We start from the raw sequence: 18,845 nt of genomic DNA, 5'->3' as shown, positions 1-18,845 counted from the left end.
ATAAAATTATTTATTTTAATCTATATTGATTGGAGTGGAAGGCACGTAGACTTCCGCGGAAAGCGAAGTGCCTGGAGCGGAAATAAAACAGGTTAGATAATAGATCCCTTAGTAATGAATCAAAAAAATTTACTCTTGTTGTTCTTTATAGAGAATATTAATGATGAATGGCTGATATAAAGGTTGGAATAACTCAACAGATTGGAAGTAATTATGAGAGAAACTGTTGTTAAACAATTTCAAGACCCGTTAACTCTTTGGGAAAACGCAAACAATATTAGGGATAAAGCGAAAAGAGATGAATTTCAGAACGGAAAAGAAGTTCATGTCTGGTATGCTCCATTGAACAATTCTATTGAGGTTTTTAATGAGCTTTCAGCGAAAGAAAAGCTAAAAGCTTCAAAATTTAGAAGTAGCCGTGATCAGCAGCGTTATATAAGATCTCATGGGATTTTAAGGCGTATTCTTGCCGCTTATGTAAACTGTGAGCCATGCGAAATTAGCTTTCAAACAACAGAATATGGTAAACCTTTTCTCACTAATGGTGGTAGGGAAGTTCATTTTAATATGTCTCATTCTAATGAGATTGCTGCATATGCAGTTTCAAAGAATCATGAACTAGGGATTGATATTGAGCATATCGATCATGATCTCGATTGGTTCAGCATAGCGAAGTTCGCTTTTTCACAAGAAGAAAATGACCTTCTGGAAAGTTTATCAAACGATCAGCAAATAAAAGCCTTTTATTCTTTATGGACCCGCAAAGAAGCCTTGTTAAAAGCAAGGGGAACCGGTCTGAGTGAAATAGAAACAATGAGTGGAAAAGAGTTTAATAGTGTTAAGAGAAAGTACCTGCTAAGTACTTTTAGCTGTGGAGGGAGTTACCAAGGAGCCCTTGCGGTGAACAATCATAATCAGATGATTAATTATTATCAAGTGCCATGCTTAAATTATGTTTTTTACTAATCTATTAAAAGAAGGATGTTGAGTAGAATATCGTTGATTTCCGTTCCAGATGCTCGCTTTCCGCGGGGCGGGCGGTGAGCCTCCTCGGCGCATTGGCGCCTGTGGGGTCTCACCTGTCCCGCTGATCCCGCCGGAGTCTCGCACCTTCCGCTCCAATCAACTTTTTTTTTCACAACTCACGCAAAAACAATAATCTTTTAAAGTGGAACCTAAAATAAGTATGGAGGTTTTCATATGGATAATTTGCTATTAACAAGGGGAAACGAGGAAAATTTGCTCAATGAAGATGAATATATAAGGCAGTTATCTTACTGGCAGAAAAAACTTGAAGGCGATCTCCCTGAATTGAATCTGCCATTTGATTTTTCTAAGAATAAAAATTCTGCCTTTGAAGGCCAAACCTATAGCTTTACCATTCCAAACTCCATCGCAGACCGGATGAAAGCTTTTATCCAGCAAGAAAATGTTACGCCTTATGTTTTTTTCATGACTATATTTAAAATTTTACTGTATCGCTACAGTGGTGAAGGGGATATCCGTGTTGGAACAAATGTCTCAATAGAGGCTGGCCAAGAAAAAAAGAGGCAAGACAATACCTTGGTAATACGAACGCAACTCCAGGAAGATACCGCATTCATTGATCTGCTTCAGCAAGTGAAAACCGTGATTCAGGAGGCTTTTGACCACCAATCTATTCCATTTGCCAAGATCGTTTCGGAAACTTTGCTAGAGAGTGAGACAAAGGCAAACCCCTTCTTTCAAGTTATGGTCGATATGGGAAATTCACAAGAGAATGCTATCATAGGAAGCTTTTCTTCAGTTGAACTCTATTTAAACATAAGAGAACAGCATGGTGAACTAGAATGCTCTCTGCAATATGACGCAAGCAGGTTTAGTAAAGAAACAATCGTTCGAATGGAAGGGCATATTCTTAATCTTATAAAGGGAAGTATTGTAAAACCGAGAACGAAAATAGCTTTACTCCCACTCTTAACAGAATCAGAAAAACATAAATTGCTTGTTGAATGGAATAGCAGAGAGGCTGCATATCCTCGAAATTCTAGTATTACAGAACTATTTGAAGAGCAGGCAGAGTTAAATCCGAATAGCGAAGCGTTATTATTTGAAGATCAAGCTATTACATACAAAGAATTAAATACGAGGGCCAATCAGATAGCTAATTATCTAAAGGATATCAATATTAAGCAAGAGCAGCTTGTAGCGATTTATTTGAATCGATCTCCAGATTTGATTGCCAGTTATTTAGGGATTTTAAAAGCAGGCGGAGCGTATGTACCGATAGACCTTTCTTACCCAGGAGAAAGAATTGCCTATATGCTCGAAGATTCTCAGGTGTCATTTCTCATTACTACAAGCGAGCTAGCAGATGAATTGCCTAATATAGATGGAAAAATTATTTGCCTTGATACAGAAGCCGAAGGTATCAACAAACAGCTGGGAACGTGCAGTGATAGTAGTACTGCTGAGGGTTTAGCTTATGTAATGTACACTTCAGGTTCAACTGGAAAGCCAAAAGGGGTAGAAATGATTCACAGGGGAATTGTTCGGTTAGTTAAAAATAATGAATTATATGCAGATTTAGGTCCGAAAGACGTTATACTGAACCGGGCATCAGTGGCGTTTGATGTATCTGCATTTGAAATTTATGGTGCTTTATTAAATGGCGGTAAGCTCGTTCTTATGAATTCCAATAAACCAAGCTTTGAATATATTGCAAGAACGATTCAACAAAACAGGGTTACTACCTTAAGAGTTACACCTGATATGCTAAACATATTCCTGGAGGATTACTTGGATTCTTTGGGCAGCCTGCGACGAGTTTATTCTGGCGGAGAAGTTCTGCCTGTTTGGATTGCCCAAAAGTTTTTAGCGAAGTTAAAAGGCTGTAAGCTAATCAATGCATATGGTCCAACAGAGAATGCGGTTAATACAACAAGCTACTTAGTCAATGAAATTTCACCGAACGCCACTTCTATTCCGATAGGGCGACCAATTTCAAATGATTGTATTTACATCTTAGATATATTCCTTCAGCCTGTCCCTATTGGAGTGGTCGGTGAATTATATATATCCGGGGACGGGTTAGCAAGAGGGTATTATAACCGAAAAGACCTGACAGAAGAACGGTTCCCGATAAATCCATTTAGCAATGGAGGAAAACTATATAAGTCAGGTGATTTAGCTAAGTATAGGTCAGACGGAAACGTAGAGTTTTTAGGCAGGATTGATGACCAAGTAAAAGTAAGAGGTGTCCGGATTGAGTTGGGTGAAATAGAGACCATAGTCGGTCAATTTCCTGGAGTTCGCCAATCAGTAACAACCACTATTATTGGCAGGGATGGGTCAAAAGAACTTGTAGCTTATGTTGTTATGAATAAAGAAGCAGTATTTAATCAGCAGGAATTGCGTTCGTTTGTGAGAGAAAAGCTGCCAGAATATATGGTACCCACGTTTTTTGTTGAGCTGCAAGAAGTTCCTGTTACTCCGGTAGGGAAAGTAGATCGAAAAAAACTGCCTTATCCAACTCTTGCACTCACAAGTGAGCAAGTTTTTTTACCACGAAATCCAGTTGAAGCAAGGTTAGTATCTTTATGGGAATCATTATTGAAGTATAGTCCAATAGGAATAAGAGATAGCTTTTTTGAGTTGGGTGGTAACTCTTTATTAGCAATGCGGCTGTTTTCAGAAATAGAAAAAAGTTTTAATAAAAGGCTGCCTGTATCGATAATCTTTCAAGAAGAAACGATTGAAAATTTAGCAAGGCTGATTTCAGCCAATAATCAAAGTGAAGCACTCTTGTCTTCCATAGTAAGCATTCAGCCACTTGGTTCGATGACACCGCTCTTTTGTGTTCATGGCGGAGGTGGTGAAGTATTAATCTACAGAGAGTTAGCAGTTGAATTAGGGGAGGATCAGCCGGTTTATGGTTTAAGGTATGTAAATAATGAAATCCAAAGTTTAACTGTTGAATCGTTAGCAGAAAAATATATAAAAGAAATAGAACGAATTCAGCCTAATGGTCCTTATAAGTTAGTAGGGTTTTGTTTTGGAGGGCCTATTGCTTATGAGATGGCTTATCAATTCATTCAAAAGGGAAAGGAAGTTTCTCTGCTTACGATCATAAATTTTGAGAAACCTGGGTACAAACCTGGCAGATCGCTAAGGAATCTAGTCGAAAATAAATTAAGAAGGATACTCAATATGCCAATGAGTGAGAGGTTATCACTTCTTAATCGTAAAATCCTCAGAACCGTGGGGGCTTCCAACAAATCAGTGAATCCAAAACCAGCCGAAGAAGCAGATGTTAATTTTTCAAAGGAAACAAGTGAGATAGCATCTAACATTAAAAAGGCAATTTATGAATATAAACCGAACCCTTATCCAGGAAAAATGGTACTGATTCGTGGCATTAATTATGACCGGTTTGAAGAAAAGCTTGGTTGGGAGCATACAAAAGATGGTCATATTTATGTAAAAAGAATATTCGCTCCTCATCATTTAATGCTAAAGAAACCCAACTTAGAGAGGCTCGTAAAAGAAATTAAGGAATATTGATAAATAAAAATATATAGATTAGAAAAAGGCTCTTCCAATAAATTGATGGAAAAAGCCTTTTTATTTTCGTCTATTCTTTATTTAGAAAAGAGTTGAATTCCATGTGGTGATTCTCCAACTTCAATCTCATCTACTAGCTTCCTTGTTTCCACATCAATCGCTGCTACTTTGTTTGTGCCGCTTAAGGTTGTATAAGCTATGGTTTCATCTTCATTAAATGAAATATGTTTTGGCGCAGCTAGATTCTCGATATTCTCGATCATCTGACCAGTAGTTAAGTCAATTATACTGACACTATTTCCTTCCTTATTTGTAGCGATTAGAATCGAATATTTATCGCTTATAACAAAGTCAGTTACACCTTGGCCTGAATTAATTTCTTTCACCTTTGTGCCTGTTTTGGTATCAAATACCTCTAACAAATCATAACTGCTGGATGCCACATAGAGAAGTGATCCATCTGTACTCGTTCTGGCAACCATCGGCTTAGCACTGACATTGTACTGGTCTACAACTTTATCATTTTCAATCACATAAACTGCATTATTCTTGTGGTCCGTCACATATAAACGGTCTTCATAAAGATAGGGGTAATTTGTTCTTGCCTTACTCCCTAAATCAACTTTTCTGCTGACTGTCTCGTTTTCGGTATCAATGACATACACATATTGATCCCCGATTGTCGTTACAAAGACCTCCTTGTGGTCCTTACTTAAAGCAATACCATGAGGGAGAGAACCGACTTTAATCTTGTTTGTCATATTGGACTCTTTTAGATCGATGACTCCCACACTTTTGTCATCCATATGTGTAACAAATGCTTTATTCATCTCAGGTAAGAATACAAGATTTGCTGGCTTATCACCTGTAATTATCTGCCCGGAAACCTCATTGGTGGGCAGGTTAATAATTGAGATACTATCATCTTCTTCACTTGGTACATAAAACTGAGGAAGACTAGCCTGCGAAGAAACCTTCTGTTCTGAGCTGCTATCCTTAATTGATTGTTCTCCAGGGTCCGATGAGCAACTCGTTAAAAGGATGATTGTACTCATTATAAAAACGGCCTTTACTTTTATCATTAAAAATCTTCCTTTCTTTACTTTGTAGTTCGGATTGTATTTTTAAATAAAACTGTCTTTTGTTCTTTTTAAAGAATATAATATAGTCTTATTAAGAATAACACAAGTGGTTTTAGTGATGGGGTTTTTAAAAAACATAGATATTTGTTTTATAACGAAGGGTGGTTGGAAAAGGGTGCATCAAATCATTACTTCAGACGATAAAGCAACATGGGATTCAGTGATTGGAAAATCCACAAAAAAAGATATCTATTACTTTCAAGCATATAGTTCTTTATACAAAGAGTCTGAAAACGGCGAACCGCATCTATTCGTATACTCAAATGGAAAAGAAAGTAATCTGTGTTATCCATTTATGAAAAGAAACCTAAATTCCCTTCCTTTTCTGGGGCATAGCACTTTAGCGGGAGACTATTATGATATTGTGAGCCCTTATGGATATGGTGGTCCGCTATATGACTTTGCTGATAAACAGATAATTAGTGCCTTCAGACATGAGTTTGACGACTATTGCAGCAACGAAAATATAATTAGCGAATTCACCAGGTTTCATCCGTTACTAGATAATCATAAATACTTTACAGATCAAATGGAGGTTAAAAAAATCAGCCAGACCATTTATTTGGATTTAAGTAAAAGCGAAGAAGAGATATTTGGAGACTTTCATACCAATCACAAACGGAACATAAAAAAAGGAATAAAGAATAACTTAGAGTTTAGGATTCTTAAAGAAGAGGATGCCATTTTTTATCTCGATGATTTTCTAAAGTTGTACTATGAAACCATGGATAAGTTGAACGCATCCTCTTATTATTACTTTTCCAGAGAATATATTAAAAATTTATTAGTAGGATTAAATCAAAACTCCTTTATAGGAGCAGTTTTTTTAAAAGGGAAAATGATCACAGCAGCTTTATGTATGTATTGTGATAAATTTATTCACTACCATTTGGGATGTTCAAAGTCGGAATTCCTCCATCTGGGAGCCAATGTTTTTCAGTTTTATCATATTGCACTGTGGGGGAAAAAGAATGGATTTCTCGCATTTCACTTAGGTGGCGGATACTCAGGTAATGATTCGTTATTTAAATTTAAAAGCAGATTCAATCCGGAAGGGATACTCGATTTTTATATAGGAAAGAAAGTCCACAATCCAGTTTTATATAAAAATTTAATAGACTCTTGGGAAAGTTATTATTCTCAAAGTTTAGACAGCAATTATTTTCCTGCTTATCGAAGTGAACCAAGCAAAGAAAAAATAATCGGTTAGAAAAACTGTGTATGTAAATCTTCTTATTCAAAGAGCTAAAACTTTGAATAGAACGGAATATATATTCCTTTTTGTTCTTTATTAAGAATATTTTTGGAGGTGTTGTGTATAGGTAACCGATATTCATTTTTAAAAACCCCTAAATTTGTATTTAAATTAAGAGAGGATGTTTTAATTGAAAAAGAAATTGTTGGCCTTGTTCATTGCGTTAACCTTAGTTTTACCAGTGTCATTTGTGGGGGCAGAAGCTTCGGGAATATGTTCCTGCTCAAGTGTTGCAGGAGACGATGATAACCTAGGGAGAACGTGTGATTGCATGGACGTCACGCATGAAACAGATGATGGCGATTTTGATTTATGGGATGCTAGTGATAAATCATGGACACATACATTTTCCCCTATAGAAAGTGGTAAAATTATTCGTGCTACACTTACAGTATACAACTTTAATATTAATGATAAAGTAGATCCCTACTATGATCTTAAAATGTATGTAGATGGGGTTGAAATTCCTAATGCATTTGATGAAGTCCAGACTACACGAACACACACTTCAGTTTTTGAACTTGATCCTTCACTATTTAACGAATTGGAAGATGGTGAAGCAATTGTTAGAATTGGAAATGCTGGTACACATCTAGATGAGTTTGCTATCGATTATGCTGTGTTAGAGATTGATTATTATTGTGATAGTGTCCCGGTTATTATTGATATTAAGCCTGGGAGTGATCCAAGCAGCTTTGGTGCAAATTCTAAAGGAAAAATTCCAGTAGCTTTATTTGGATCAGCTAATTTTGATGTAACTCAAGTTGATGATTCAACAGTCCGATTTGGGGACAGTGAAGGTACCGGGGCTTATTCAACTCAAGCAGGATTGGAAGATAAAAATGGGGACGGATTTATGGATAAGGTTTACCATTTCTCATTCCCAGAAACAAATCTTGATGTGTATGACACAGTTGGATATTTAAGCGGTGAACTATTAAATGGTGTTAAGTTTAGCGGCTCAAGTGATGTAAATATTGTTGGTGGAAAATAGATAAATTAAGGAGTAGAAATGGAAGGAGAGAGTGTATCTTCTTCCTTTCTTTTATGAGCTATGAATTGTCAAAATCGGACTAGCAACCCGCGCTCGTCTTAATCAAACGATTGATTAGTTTTTCTTTCGAGGTTTTCTGAAATTTTATATGCTTGCAGTCTCATGGTATGATTTTGGCTGAAGGTTATAAGATATACATAAGTTAGGGGGTTCTTCTAAGTGCCTATATTAATAACAGGGGGAGCCGGCTACATCGGCAGCCATACTTGTGTTGAACTGCTGAATGCTGGTTATGAGATTATTGTTCTTGATAATTTTTCAAATAGTAAGCCAGAAGCATTAAATAGAGTAAAAGAGATAACAGGCAGGGATTTTCAGTTTTACGAGGGTGACCTGACCGATCGAAATAGTGTTGAGGACGTTTTTTCAAGGAACCGTATTGAAGCGGTTATCCATTTTGGAGGATTGAAAGCAGTTGGGGAATCCGTTTTATTTCCGCTTCAATATTATCAAAATAATCTTGTTGGTACATTGGTCTTATGTGATGTAATGAATAGGTACGGCGTGAAAAACCTGGTGTTTAGTTCATCTGCGAGTGTATATGGAATGACTAATGAGGTTCCTATACGAGAGGACAGCATTCTTAGTGTAACAAGTCCATACGGCAGAACGAAGTTAATGATAGAAGAAGTATTAAAAGATTTGCATACAGCGGATGATACGTGGAGTATTGCCTTATTGCGATACTTTAACCCAATCGGTGCTCATCAGAGCGGACTTATTGGCGAGGACCCAACTGGGGTTCCAAACAACTTAATGCCTTACATAACTCAGGTAGCAGCTGGGAAGCTGGAAAAATTACAGGTTTATGGAAATGACTATCCAACAGCAGATGGCACCGGAGTAAGGGATTATATTCATGTGGTCGATTTAGCTCAGGGACATATTAAAGCATTGGAGAAAGTGATGTCCTCTAGCGGTGTCGAAGCTTTTAATTTGGGGACTGGAACAGGCTATAGTGTGCTGGAGATTATCTCGGCATTTGAAAAGGTATCAGGCAAGAAAATCCGGTATCAAATCACGGAAAGAAGACCAGGAGATATAGCGATCTCTTATGCCGATCCCACAAAAGCAAAAACCGAACTTCACTGGTCCGCCCAAAGAGGAATAGAAGAAATGTGCAGAGATTCCTGGCGATGGCAGGAGAAGGGGTGACAGGCACCTCCCGAATTTCACAATAGCATAAGGGAATTCTTTATGTTTATACTACAAAAAAGCTAGCTCTTACGATGAGCTAGCTTTCTTTGGTCATTTTTCAAACACCTTCAATAGTAGAACACGTTAGGAACTGAAGCATAGCCGACTCCAACAAGTACTCCATTCTGGTAGTTCAACACCTGATAGTTATACCTGGTTACCTCGGGGACGAATGTATCCGTTACTAGTTCCTCAATTGGCTCGCCATTATAAACAGTGATGGATTCTGTGGTTTCCTGCGGGTATCCGTTGAATATGATTTCGTCCCTGCGTGTGATAACTATCTGATCGGCATTTTGTAATGATTGGTCATAAGTAAAGATCAAGTAAGCTTGTTTAATGTCGAAGTCATAGAAATCATAGTAAGTTTCAATTTTGTGTGGTGCCGTAAAAGAAGTGGTTCCTTCTCCAACTAGAATATTTTCACTAAATACCTCTACTTTAGCTGTGTAGGACTGCCCGGGATTTAGGTATTTGATGGTTGTGCTGCTACTAGGAATGCCATCAAATACCACTTTTTCACCAAGGGAGACCACGTATCGATCAGCTGGAAGCGCAGGGTTTACGACTTGGTAGGATAAATCCACAGAGAAGTCAGAATTCAATGTGTTCTGGACCTCTATAGGAGAAACCGGTATTGGTTCCGGGACGACTACTGACTGGCTGCCTTTACTCACCAAATAATTCGTATACCATCCTTCTATCGCTACAGTATAAGTGCCAGGTTTAAGGTTCGTGATCTCTGTTATCTTTTGGGAAGAGACAGTTGCTTTAAGAACCCCGTCTACATAAACTCGGTATTCGGTTGGAAGCAAATCTTCTCTGCTGTCTTCCCATGTAACAGCTATAGAGCCTGATTGGGCAACTCCATTCACAGAAATCCGAGCTTCAATGATTTGAAGTGTTGAGGCAGTGTAACTAGATGAAGCCAAGAGCTTTCCGCGGGAATATGCCTCTACCGTGTAGGTATATTTAGTTTCTGGAGAAAGACGGGAATCTACAAAATTTTGATTTCTGCCTTTATATAGAACAACTCCGCCTCTTTTAACTAGGAATTCATCTGGAGTTTTTCTAGCGTCCAAAACGTGGTAATCCAAGGTAATACTTTCATAGCTGTTTAACGATGAAACCTGTAAAGACGGGGAAGCCCCCTGTGGTTTTCCTGCCAGTGCTGCATTAAAGGTGCCCAACAGCAGCAATATGTTCAGGAAAAGAATAAACGAAATTTTTTTCAAAACAAACCCTCCCAATAATATTTAGAACAATATTGTTCTTTATTAAGAATATATGATGATGGAAAGTTTGTCCAGGGTGACAGGCACTCCCCGAATAATCTTGATTCACAAAAGGACGGTTCTTGCGCTTCGAAGCGTAAGAACCGTCCTTTTGCTTGTTATTCCTATTTTACAATTGGCAGGATGATTGATGATGGGTGTTGTTTGTCATGCAGAATCTTGACGACACCGCCTAATTGTTTTTGCAGCATAGGGGCTGGTGATAACGCATGGGGAATGTCACTTGGGCCAATGCTGACACGCAGCTGGTGTCCTTCCTTTATCCTTGCATTCGTTGGGAAAATTTCAACATCTAATTCCATGATCTCACCAGGTGTTACCTCTTGAACGGCCTCCTTGGTAAATGGATGCCACGGCTGAATGTTTTCACCGTTTAGGAAGCGGCTCTTGCCTGTGTCAAGTGCCCGATGGGAAGCAGCAAGCCAGCCTGCTGTTAATTCAGTTGAGGTTCCATCAGGAGCAACATCGGTTACCCTAACGGATAGAACCGCATCTTTTGCCGTGGTACTGGCATATATTTTAGCAGCGATCGGCCCTGAAATATGAACATCACGGTTGACAGGTGCCGTTGTATAGGTGACCTCCGTTGTTTCGGTCAAACGATTATCCTTCGTGCATGGCAAGACCCCCAGAATGCCCATTGTCCATTGACTGGCGCTTCCTGAACAAAGTCCATTTACCGGAACTTGCAGCATATTTTCTGAGCCTTCATTAGATGAAGGGGTATCCTTCGTTAGCAAGTTCCCTGAGCGAAGGTAGTATTTTTCAGCTGTTGCCTTTGAGTGCGGCCAGCCAGGCTGAACTTCAAAATGTCCTTCTCCCAGCACAAATTGCGTTACATCAGGAATGTGTTCTGCCTTTGTTTTCATCCCCTTTACATATTGGTCAAACCATCTTAAAGCAATTTGGTCGAGAGGGGGGACATGATCAGCAGGAAGCCCGCTGCCAAAATCCCCGTGCGTCCAGTTGCCCATTAAAAGCTTGGTTGTTACGCCATTGGACTTTAATTTTTCATATAATAAGGGCTCGCCTCTTTGGAAGATATCATGCAGTCCGCCGGTAACAAATGTCGGCACTTTAACCTTGTCTGCCACTAAAAGAGGGGAACGCTGCCAATGGAATGGTCCGTCATAGGCAACCTCTCCTCCTGTCAGGGCGGACAAAAGAGTGTTTGACTGGAATCCGGAAATTTGTCCGGCATGGCTGACAAGGACTCCAGCCGCCTTGACAGGATCAGTAATGGTATAAGAGGGCGGCATAAGACTAGTTCCGGTTACAAGCCCAAGCCAAAGCGGGATGAAGCCAGTATTGACCTGTCCTCCTGACATGACAATATCACGGTAGCTGTCCCCCATTGGAACGATAGGGAACATAGCAGCCAGACCTTTTGGATGCTGAGCGGCAGTGAAAAACTGATTGATTGCCATATAGGAAGCTCCATACAAGCCAACCTTCCCGCTGGACCATGGCTGCTTTGCGGCCCATTCCACTAGTTCTTTTCCGTCCTGCTGTTCGGCTGGGCCAAAAGAATCCCATGTACCCTGTGAGCTTCCTGTGCCCCGAACATCTACTACTACATGTACATAACCGCGCTTGACAAAATACTCATTCAGCATCGAACTTTTACCGTATGGAGCTTGAGTTAAGATAACGGGGAACGGACCAGCTGCATCTGGCCGATGAATATCTGCAGCTAGAATTACCCCATCCCTCATTGTATGGAATACATCTTTTTCTGAAATAATTGTTTCGTATTGTTCTGGCCGGTCATAGTCTTCCCATGCTTGGTTCCTGGCCGCTTTCTGAGTCGCAGCAGGCTTTCCTGAAGCTGATGAAAATAATAAAGAAGAAGTGTTTGCCGAAACAGGCCCGGCAAAAACCGTTGATAAAATAAAAGTCAGCATAACAAAAAGCATGCTGCCTATCCGCAATTTCCTTTTGAGCATAAAATCCCCCCATTTCGAAATATTCTTACTATTAAAGGATAAGACAAGATAACAACGATTAAAATAATCCCTCCTTACTATTTGCTTACTACTAAAGAAGGTGACAGGCACTTCCCGGTTAATCTTGTTTCACGGATGTTCCACAGAGAACCATCCTAATCGGCGGGTGGGAAGCCGGAGGATGGAGTTATTTTTCATTGCGGTTTACGACAATTTTCCGATAAGGTTAATTTCAAAGTTATAGATTTTTATAGCGGCTCTCTTCCTATCTTTCTATTTAAACCCTATGGTAGCGTGTTTTGTAACAAGCAAAGGGGATGGAAGAGAAGCAATAAGATTGAGGGATAATTTTTCCTGTATTATTACAGACATGAAGCCTTCCTGTTGCTCTGTAACATGCTGTTATCATTCTGTTATCCTCGTCATCTAATTAACAACTCCCTGTCCTTTCTTTGTAAAACTACTATGTTACGATATCCACAGTGAAAGAACAGCTGATGGGAGGAAAACAAATTGAAACAAAAATTACTATCTTTGATTGTAGCAACAGCATTCTTTGCAGCAGCAGCCACAGCGGTACAAGCAGAACAAGTGGTGGTACATAAGGGAGATACTCTCTATGGCCTTTCAAAACAATATGGAGTATCTGTAGACTCTATTAAAAAATGGAATAACTTATCTTCTGATGTCATTCATCCAAATGACGTTCTGGAAGTTTCACCTATTAAGAAAGTTATGGTTAGAAAAGGAGATACCCTTTGGAATATCTCAAGCGTATATGGCGTTACAGTAAATGATTTAAAGAAATGGAACCAACTATCTTCTGATCTAATCCATCCTGGGTTGGAATTAACGGTATATACGGATCTAAATGCTGGCGAAACAGTTCAGACAAAGCCTGTTAAGACAAATGTGCAAGCAGTACATAATCAAGAAGTTCAGACAGAACCTGTTGAAACCAATGTACAAGCAGTACAAACTAAAGCACCAGCCAAATCGGTAAATACGGAGCCGGCAGGCAAGGAAATCACGGTTGAAGCAACAGCTTACACGGCTGATTGTAAAGGCTGTATTGGTATTACAAAAACAGGTGTCAATTTAAAAGCAAACCCTAATGCAAAAGTTATTGCAGTCGATCCATCTGTAATCCCATTAGGTTCAAAAGTCTATGTAGAAGGTTATGGCTATGCAACCGCTGAAGATACTGGCGGAGCCATTAAAGGAAACAAGATCGATGTATTCATTCCTGAGCAGAGTGACGCTTTGGACTGGGGCAGAAAACAAGTAGAAGTAACCATTATTAATTAATAGCTTAAAAGAGAGCGGCTTCCTTTTGAGGGACCGCTCTTTATTATATTAAAATAGTAAATTCGCACCAAAAAACCTCCTTTTAAATAAAGGAGGTTTTCTTAGTTCAGAGAGCCGTATAACAATCTGCTCTCCGCTCACTAAATAATTGGACACAAAAAAGGCACCCTAGGGATGCCTTTTTGCTTTTAGTATCTTCTTCTTCTGTTACGAAGGAAGGTTGGAGTTTCTAGTGAGTTTCCCTGTTGCGATTGCCGGCCAGACGGTAAGGGTTCTTCATATCTTGGCTGTTGTTGATAATTTCCATATTCTGCTGATTCTCCGTATGGTACCGGCTCTCTGTGGGTGGAAGGTTCTTCGTAACGCTGTGTTTGCGTATTTTTTTGATGTGACTGGAAGTTCCCTGATTCTACTGTTGAAGGGTTGCCGGGCGATCTTGGTGATTTTTCATCATCATCATGACTGAATCCAGTGGCAATCACTGTAATCATAATATGGTTACCAAGGTTTTCGTTAATGACGGAGCCAAAGATCATATTTAATTCCTGATCGGTTGCAGAGGCGACAATATCTGCTGCCTCTTGTACTTCAAACAGACTTAAATCACTCCCGCCAGTTATGTTCATTAATACACCCTTAGCTCCATCAATGGAAGTCTCAAGCAACGGACTGGAAATTGCTTTCTTTGCAGCTTCGGCGGCACGGTCTTCACCAGAGGCGACGCCAATACCCATTATTGCTGTCCCTTGGAAGGACATGATCGTTTTTACATCAGCAAAATCAAGATTAATCAGACCTGGTACGGCAATTAAATCGGAGATCCCCTGAACACCCTGCCGAAGGACATTGTCCGCTTCACGGAACGCTTCAATCATTGGTGTTCTTTTATCGACAACTTCCAATAACCGGTCGTTGGGAATAATGATTAAGGTGTTAACAGCTTTCTTCATCTCTTCAATGCCGGCTTCTGCATTTTGGGCGCGCTTGCGTCCTTCGAATTTAAACGGCCGTGTCGCGACGCCAATTGTTAGTGCACCAAGCTCCCTTGCGATTTGAGCAATAGCAGGAGCGGCTCCGGTACCAGTTCCGCCGCCCATTCCCGCCGTGACGAAAATCATATCAGCACCTTGTAATACTTCTTGAAGCTGCTGCTTGCTTTCTTCGACTGCTTTCCTGCCAACTTCGGGATTTGCGCCTGCACCCAGTCCTTTTGTCAGCGTGTGGCCGATTTGCATCTTGATTTCTGCTTTTGACATATTAAGAGCTTGTGCATCTGTATTTACAGCAATAAATTCCACACCTTGTACTCCATCTTCAATCATCCGGTTAACGGCATTATTTCCGCCGCCGCCAACCCCAATCACCTTTATCGTGGCAAACTGATCTATGTATGGTTCAAATTCTAACATCCCTATTCCTCCCCAATTCTGTTCTTATTTCCCCCATTCAAACTCTTTCATTTTTCTCTATCCTATAATCATATAATAAAATTCGCTCCAGCCGGTCCTTTCCTGTGGGTTGTTACTAACTTGTAACTTTATAGTAATAAAGTGGGTGGTTCTGTTTCCGTTTGTCATCTCCGATTAATGTCAGGGAGGCATCCTTTTTCCTTAAGAGGGTCACACCTTTCCCGCTGATCCCGCAGGAGTCTCGCACCTTCCGTTCCAATCAACCTAGTGCGATTAAATCAATAACTTTAACCACCTACTAGAAAGGTCAAACTCCTTATTGTCCAAGGGCTTTCCTGGTATAGAGAATTTCATGAAATTAGAAAAGCCCCCTAAATCGGGGGCCACTGTTTTTAGTTAATAATCGTTACTTTTACATGCTGTCTTCCCCATTTTAACGCGTCATTACGCTCAGGGATGAATACGTCAATTCGGTTCCCCTTAATCGCTCCGCCAATATCTTCAGCAGTTGCATAGCCATATCCTTCAACGTGTACCTTTGAACCAAGAGGGATGACAGATGGGTCAACCGCAATAACTTTTGCACCCGGATTTGCTATTAAATCGACACCTGTTTTCGTAATCCCGATACATCCTTCACAACTAGCTGTGTAGGCTGTTGCTTCGACCATGACTTCCTTGGCTGCCTGCTTTTGTTCTACGCTTTGTTTTACAGCAGTAACCGGTGCTGGTTTATGTACTGCCTCTTGGGTGGTTGTTTTTACTGCTTTTATTTCTACGGTTCCTTCATTATGTAAGTCCGTATATATAGTTAAATTCAAACCAGGGTGAATTAAATCAGAACCAAGCTCGTTCCACTTTAATAAATCATCTACTGAAACTCCATAGACATTTGCTATATTCCAAAGATTATCGCCGCTCCGCACCTTTACATGTTTGATAGGCGATACTTCGAGAAGGTCATTTGGATGAATAACATCACTTTTTAGGTTGTTCCATTTTTTTAGAGATTCGACAGAGACTCCGTATTGGTTGGAAAGATTCCACAAAGTGTCTCCCTTATGTACGACGACTTGTTCCGCTTGTGCGGTTGTTCCGGCTGCGATCAAAAATGCTGCTGTTACGATTAGGGATAGTAATTTTTGCTTCAATTTGTTTTCCTCCTGTCGGTTTTTCTTGTCTGTGTCCTATATTAACAAAACACTTTTACAGAAAAAGAACAGGGAGATAGTAAATAGATGACGAGAATAACAGTCAGATAACAAGCTTGTCTGGTTTGTAATAGTAGAGGAATTATTTACCTGCATAGAATGGAAGAAGCGTACAAGAGCTTTTAAAGAGTAAAGGATGTGAATGCTACACCTCTTATTAGTATGAAATGGAGGTCCACCTCTATATAGAAACGTCACTATTGTTTCAGAGGCTTTGCCTTATGGAAGTAAGAGGTGGTTGTCTTAGAATACCTATTTAGAGGTCAACCGCTGTCAATCAACAGGTTTTAGTCTGGTGATATAGGGGGATGTTAAGAGTTTAAAACATGCACACCTTAATTCACTGTCATCTTCGGAAAACTATGTCTAATCATTACTAGCTATGGTTAAGCTTTTGATAGTGAGGGTGATGGAAATGGTACTAGATTATCAGTTGATTTTTGGGGTCGACAAGCAAATGCATTTTTTAAGTTACGCAGTAATCTCAATACTTTTAGGAACAGTAATGATCCTGATAACAGATCACCAAAAGATCAAACAAAATATAAGCTTTGTTTGGTTTGCTTTAGTGGCTATTGGGATTGTTGAAGAGTACCGACAATATTTTTTACCGCATAGAAGTGCTGAATTTTTAGATGCAATTGCCAATATGTTTGGTGTCACAATTGGACTTTTCATACCATTGCTCATTTTTTATATGATCAGATACAGGAATCACTCTCTAATCAAGCTGTTTGCTTTTTACAGTATTGTACTAATTCCTCTATTTCTGGGTCTATTCTATTTTAATGAGATCCAATACTTTATAACATTATAGGAATGACAAGGGGTTTTTCTTTGCGCTATCCTTTCATTTCTGAATATTAAAAACCCGCTAACTCATAGTAGCTGGTTCAGTTCAAAGGGAGCAAACAATAAAGACCATTATGATTAGCGATGTAATGAACCTATCAATTATTATCATCGCTTTTTTTATTGTTATATCAGTGTTTTACAAGTGATCGTCTTAATCTGCATATGAATTAGCACCACATTTCTTAGGTGTTCATAAATTTATGTAAAAAACAAAAAAACCGTTAGTTTCGTATGAATCACTGCTCTTTTTTCTATCTCTATTGAAGTATACTGCAACCTTACAGTGGCGTGATTTCCGCTTCAGGCAGTCGCTTTCCTCGTGCAACACTTCAGCTTCCTCGGAAGAAAAACCGCTTCCTGCGGGATCTTTAGCTGTTGCTTTTCCCGCAGAACATTGATTGGGCATCCTCCTGTTAACCCACGCACGAAAAAATGCGAAGGCACTTTTGAGGAGTCGACTGCCCTCCGCTTCAATCAAGGTGCATGAAGTTCACTTATAGACGTAATGCTAGTGTAGTGTATTTCCAAAGCGGCAGTTATGTGGCAGGAAATGTCTATAATCTGTAATATTATTTCCCAATTATTTGGTTGAGTGTGTAAAAACATCTCGTAAAGTTCAGCTGATTTAAATATTAGGTCGTGATTTCTTCTTTTGCAAATTCAATTTCAAAGCCAAGATCGGCAAGCATTTTGTGGTCGGCCGTGCTCTCCTGGCCTGCCGTTGTTAAATAGTCACCAACAAAAATGGAATTCGCAGGGTATAGGCCCAATGGCTGGAGACTCCGAAGATTGACTTCTCTCCCGCCTGAAATTCTGATTTCCTTTGAAGGGTTGATAAAGCGCATTAAGCATAGAACCTTTAAGCAGTAACGCGGACTCAGTTCGCTGACGCCTTCAAGCGGAGTGCCATCTATAGCATGAAGAAAATTGACAGGGATAGAGTCGGCGTCCAGTATTTTCAGGCTCCTTGCCATATCAACGACATCCTGTGCTGTTTCCTTCATTCCGACGATGACACCTGAACATGGGGAAATTCCCGAGTTCTTGACTACCTCGACTGTATTCACTCTGTCCTGATATGTATGCGACGTGGTAATAGCTTCATGATGGTTTTCTGAGGTGTTGAGATTATGATTGTATCGATCCACTCCTGCTTCTTTAAGCCTGCTTGCCTGTGAAGGATTCAGGATTCCGAGGCAGGCGCAGACTTTCAGGCCATACTTATCCTTGATTTCCAGAACAGCTGAAGTTACGGTGTCGATTTCTTTATCGCTGGGACCCCGGCCGCTAGCAACGATGCAATAGGTACCTGCGTTTAAAGCGTAAGCCTGCTCCGCTCCTTTAAGGATTGTTTCCTTGTCAACCATCCGGTACTTTTGGATAGGTGCAGTAGAAAGGGTGGACTGGGCGCAATAGCCGCAGTTTTCGGGACATAATCCAGACTTTGTATTAATGATCATGTTCAGCTTTACCTTATTGCCGTAGTGGTGGCGGCGAATCGTATAGGCTCCTTGCAGCAGTTCAAGCAGTTCTTCATCAGGACATTCGAGTATACTTATTGCTTCCTCATCAGTAAGCTCTTGGCCATCAAGTACATTAAGAGCAAGTTCCTTCCAGTTTCCCATCATGAA

13 protein-coding genes are annotated in these 18,845 nt (G+C 39.9%); 7 read left to right on the top strand and 6 right to left on the bottom strand.

What is annotated here, in order from left to right:
• Positions 1 to 201: 201 nt before the first annotated feature.
• A complete protein-coding gene (locus HRJ06_RS18285; RefSeq protein ID WP_174734418.1) occupies positions 202 to 966 on the top strand; it encodes a 4'-phosphopantetheinyl transferase family protein in 765 nt (254 codons plus the stop codon).
• A gap of 234 nt (positions 967 to 1,200) precedes the next feature.
• Positions 1,201 to 4,542, top strand: a complete 3,342-nt coding sequence (locus tag HRJ06_RS18280) for a non-ribosomal peptide synthetase (RefSeq protein WP_174734417.1) — start codon at positions 1,201 to 1,203, stop codon at positions 4,540 to 4,542.
• Positions 4,543 to 4,619: 77 nt separating this feature from the next.
• Here the strand turns inward: HRJ06_RS18280 and HRJ06_RS18275 are convergent, their stop codons facing one another.
• Entirely contained in the window at positions 4,620 to 5,624 is a 1,005-nt protein-coding gene (locus HRJ06_RS18275) for a YVTN family beta-propeller repeat protein (RefSeq protein ID WP_174734416.1), read from the bottom strand.
• A 118-nt stretch (positions 5,625 to 5,742) separates the two neighbouring features.
• On the opposite strand from HRJ06_RS18275, the gene HRJ06_RS18270 reads away from it, so the two are divergent.
• From HRJ06_RS18270 to galE, 3 genes are all read left to right on the top strand, one after another.
• Positions 5,743 to 6,894 (top strand): lipid II:glycine glycyltransferase FemX, encoded by a 1,152-nt coding sequence (locus tag HRJ06_RS18270; protein WP_174734415.1) that lies wholly within the window; start codon positions 5,743 to 5,745, stop codon positions 6,892 to 6,894.
• 316 nt (positions 6,895 to 7,210) lie between these two features.
• Positions 7,211 to 7,933, top strand: a complete 723-nt coding sequence (locus tag HRJ06_RS18265; protein ID WP_174734414.1) for a hypothetical protein — start codon at positions 7,211 to 7,213, stop codon at positions 7,931 to 7,933.
• Positions 7,934 to 8,152: 219 nt separating this feature from the next.
• Positions 8,153 to 9,148 (top strand): UDP-glucose 4-epimerase GalE, encoded by a 996-nt coding sequence (galE, locus tag HRJ06_RS18260; RefSeq protein WP_174734413.1) that lies wholly within the window; start codon positions 8,153 to 8,155, stop codon positions 9,146 to 9,148.
• Between the two features lie 110 nt (positions 9,149 to 9,258).
• Here galE and HRJ06_RS18255 read toward each other — a convergent pair whose 3' ends face one another.
• A complete protein-coding gene (locus tag HRJ06_RS18255) occupies positions 9,259 to 10,425 on the bottom strand; it encodes a hypothetical protein (protein WP_174734412.1) in 1,167 nt (388 codons plus the stop codon).
• A gap of 164 nt (positions 10,426 to 10,589) precedes the next feature.
• Positions 10,590 to 12,431, bottom strand: coding sequence for a CocE/NonD family hydrolase (locus tag HRJ06_RS18250; RefSeq protein WP_174734411.1), 1,842 nt, complete (start codon positions 12,429 to 12,431; stop codon positions 10,590 to 10,592).
• Between the two features lie 513 nt (positions 12,432 to 12,944).
• Between HRJ06_RS18250 and HRJ06_RS23540 the strand changes: the two genes are divergently transcribed.
• Positions 12,945 to 13,739, top strand: a complete 795-nt coding sequence (locus HRJ06_RS23540) for a LysM peptidoglycan-binding and 3D domain-containing protein (protein WP_174734410.1) — start codon at positions 12,945 to 12,947, stop codon at positions 13,737 to 13,739.
• Positions 13,740 to 13,927: 188 nt separating this feature from the next.
• Here HRJ06_RS23540 and ftsZ read toward each other — a convergent pair whose 3' ends face one another.
• On the bottom strand, positions 13,928 to 15,148 hold the full coding sequence (gene ftsZ / locus HRJ06_RS18240) for a cell division protein FtsZ (protein ID WP_174734409.1): 1,221 nt from the start codon (positions 15,146 to 15,148) through the stop codon (positions 13,928 to 13,930).
• Between the two features lie 392 nt (positions 15,149 to 15,540).
• On the bottom strand, positions 15,541 to 16,299 hold the full coding sequence (locus tag HRJ06_RS18235; protein WP_174734408.1) for a 3D domain-containing protein: 759 nt from the start codon (positions 16,297 to 16,299) through the stop codon (positions 15,541 to 15,543).
• A 475-nt stretch (positions 16,300 to 16,774) separates the two neighbouring features.
• Here HRJ06_RS18235 and HRJ06_RS18230 point away from each other — a divergent pair, with 475 nt between their 5' ends.
• Positions 16,775 to 17,176, top strand: a complete 402-nt coding sequence (locus tag HRJ06_RS18230; RefSeq protein WP_174734407.1) for a VanZ family protein — start codon at positions 16,775 to 16,777, stop codon at positions 17,174 to 17,176.
• A gap of 670 nt (positions 17,177 to 17,846) precedes the next feature.
• Here the strand turns inward: HRJ06_RS18230 and bioB are convergent.
• Positions 17,847 to 18,839 carry a biotin synthase BioB gene (gene bioB, locus HRJ06_RS18225; protein WP_174734478.1) on the bottom strand — a complete coding sequence of 331 codons (993 nt, stop codon included), beginning with the start codon at positions 18,837 to 18,839 and terminating at the stop codon, positions 17,847 to 17,849.
• Positions 18,840 to 18,845 lie beyond the last annotated feature (6 nt).

The organism is Mesobacillus harenae (assembly GCF_013343715.1).
Taxonomy (GTDB): domain Bacteria; phylum Bacillota; class Bacilli; order Bacillales; family Cytobacillaceae; genus Mesobacillus_A; species Mesobacillus_A harenae.
Note: the sequence above shows the minus strand (reverse complement) of the source record. Positions and strands in the feature narration are given on the sequence as shown.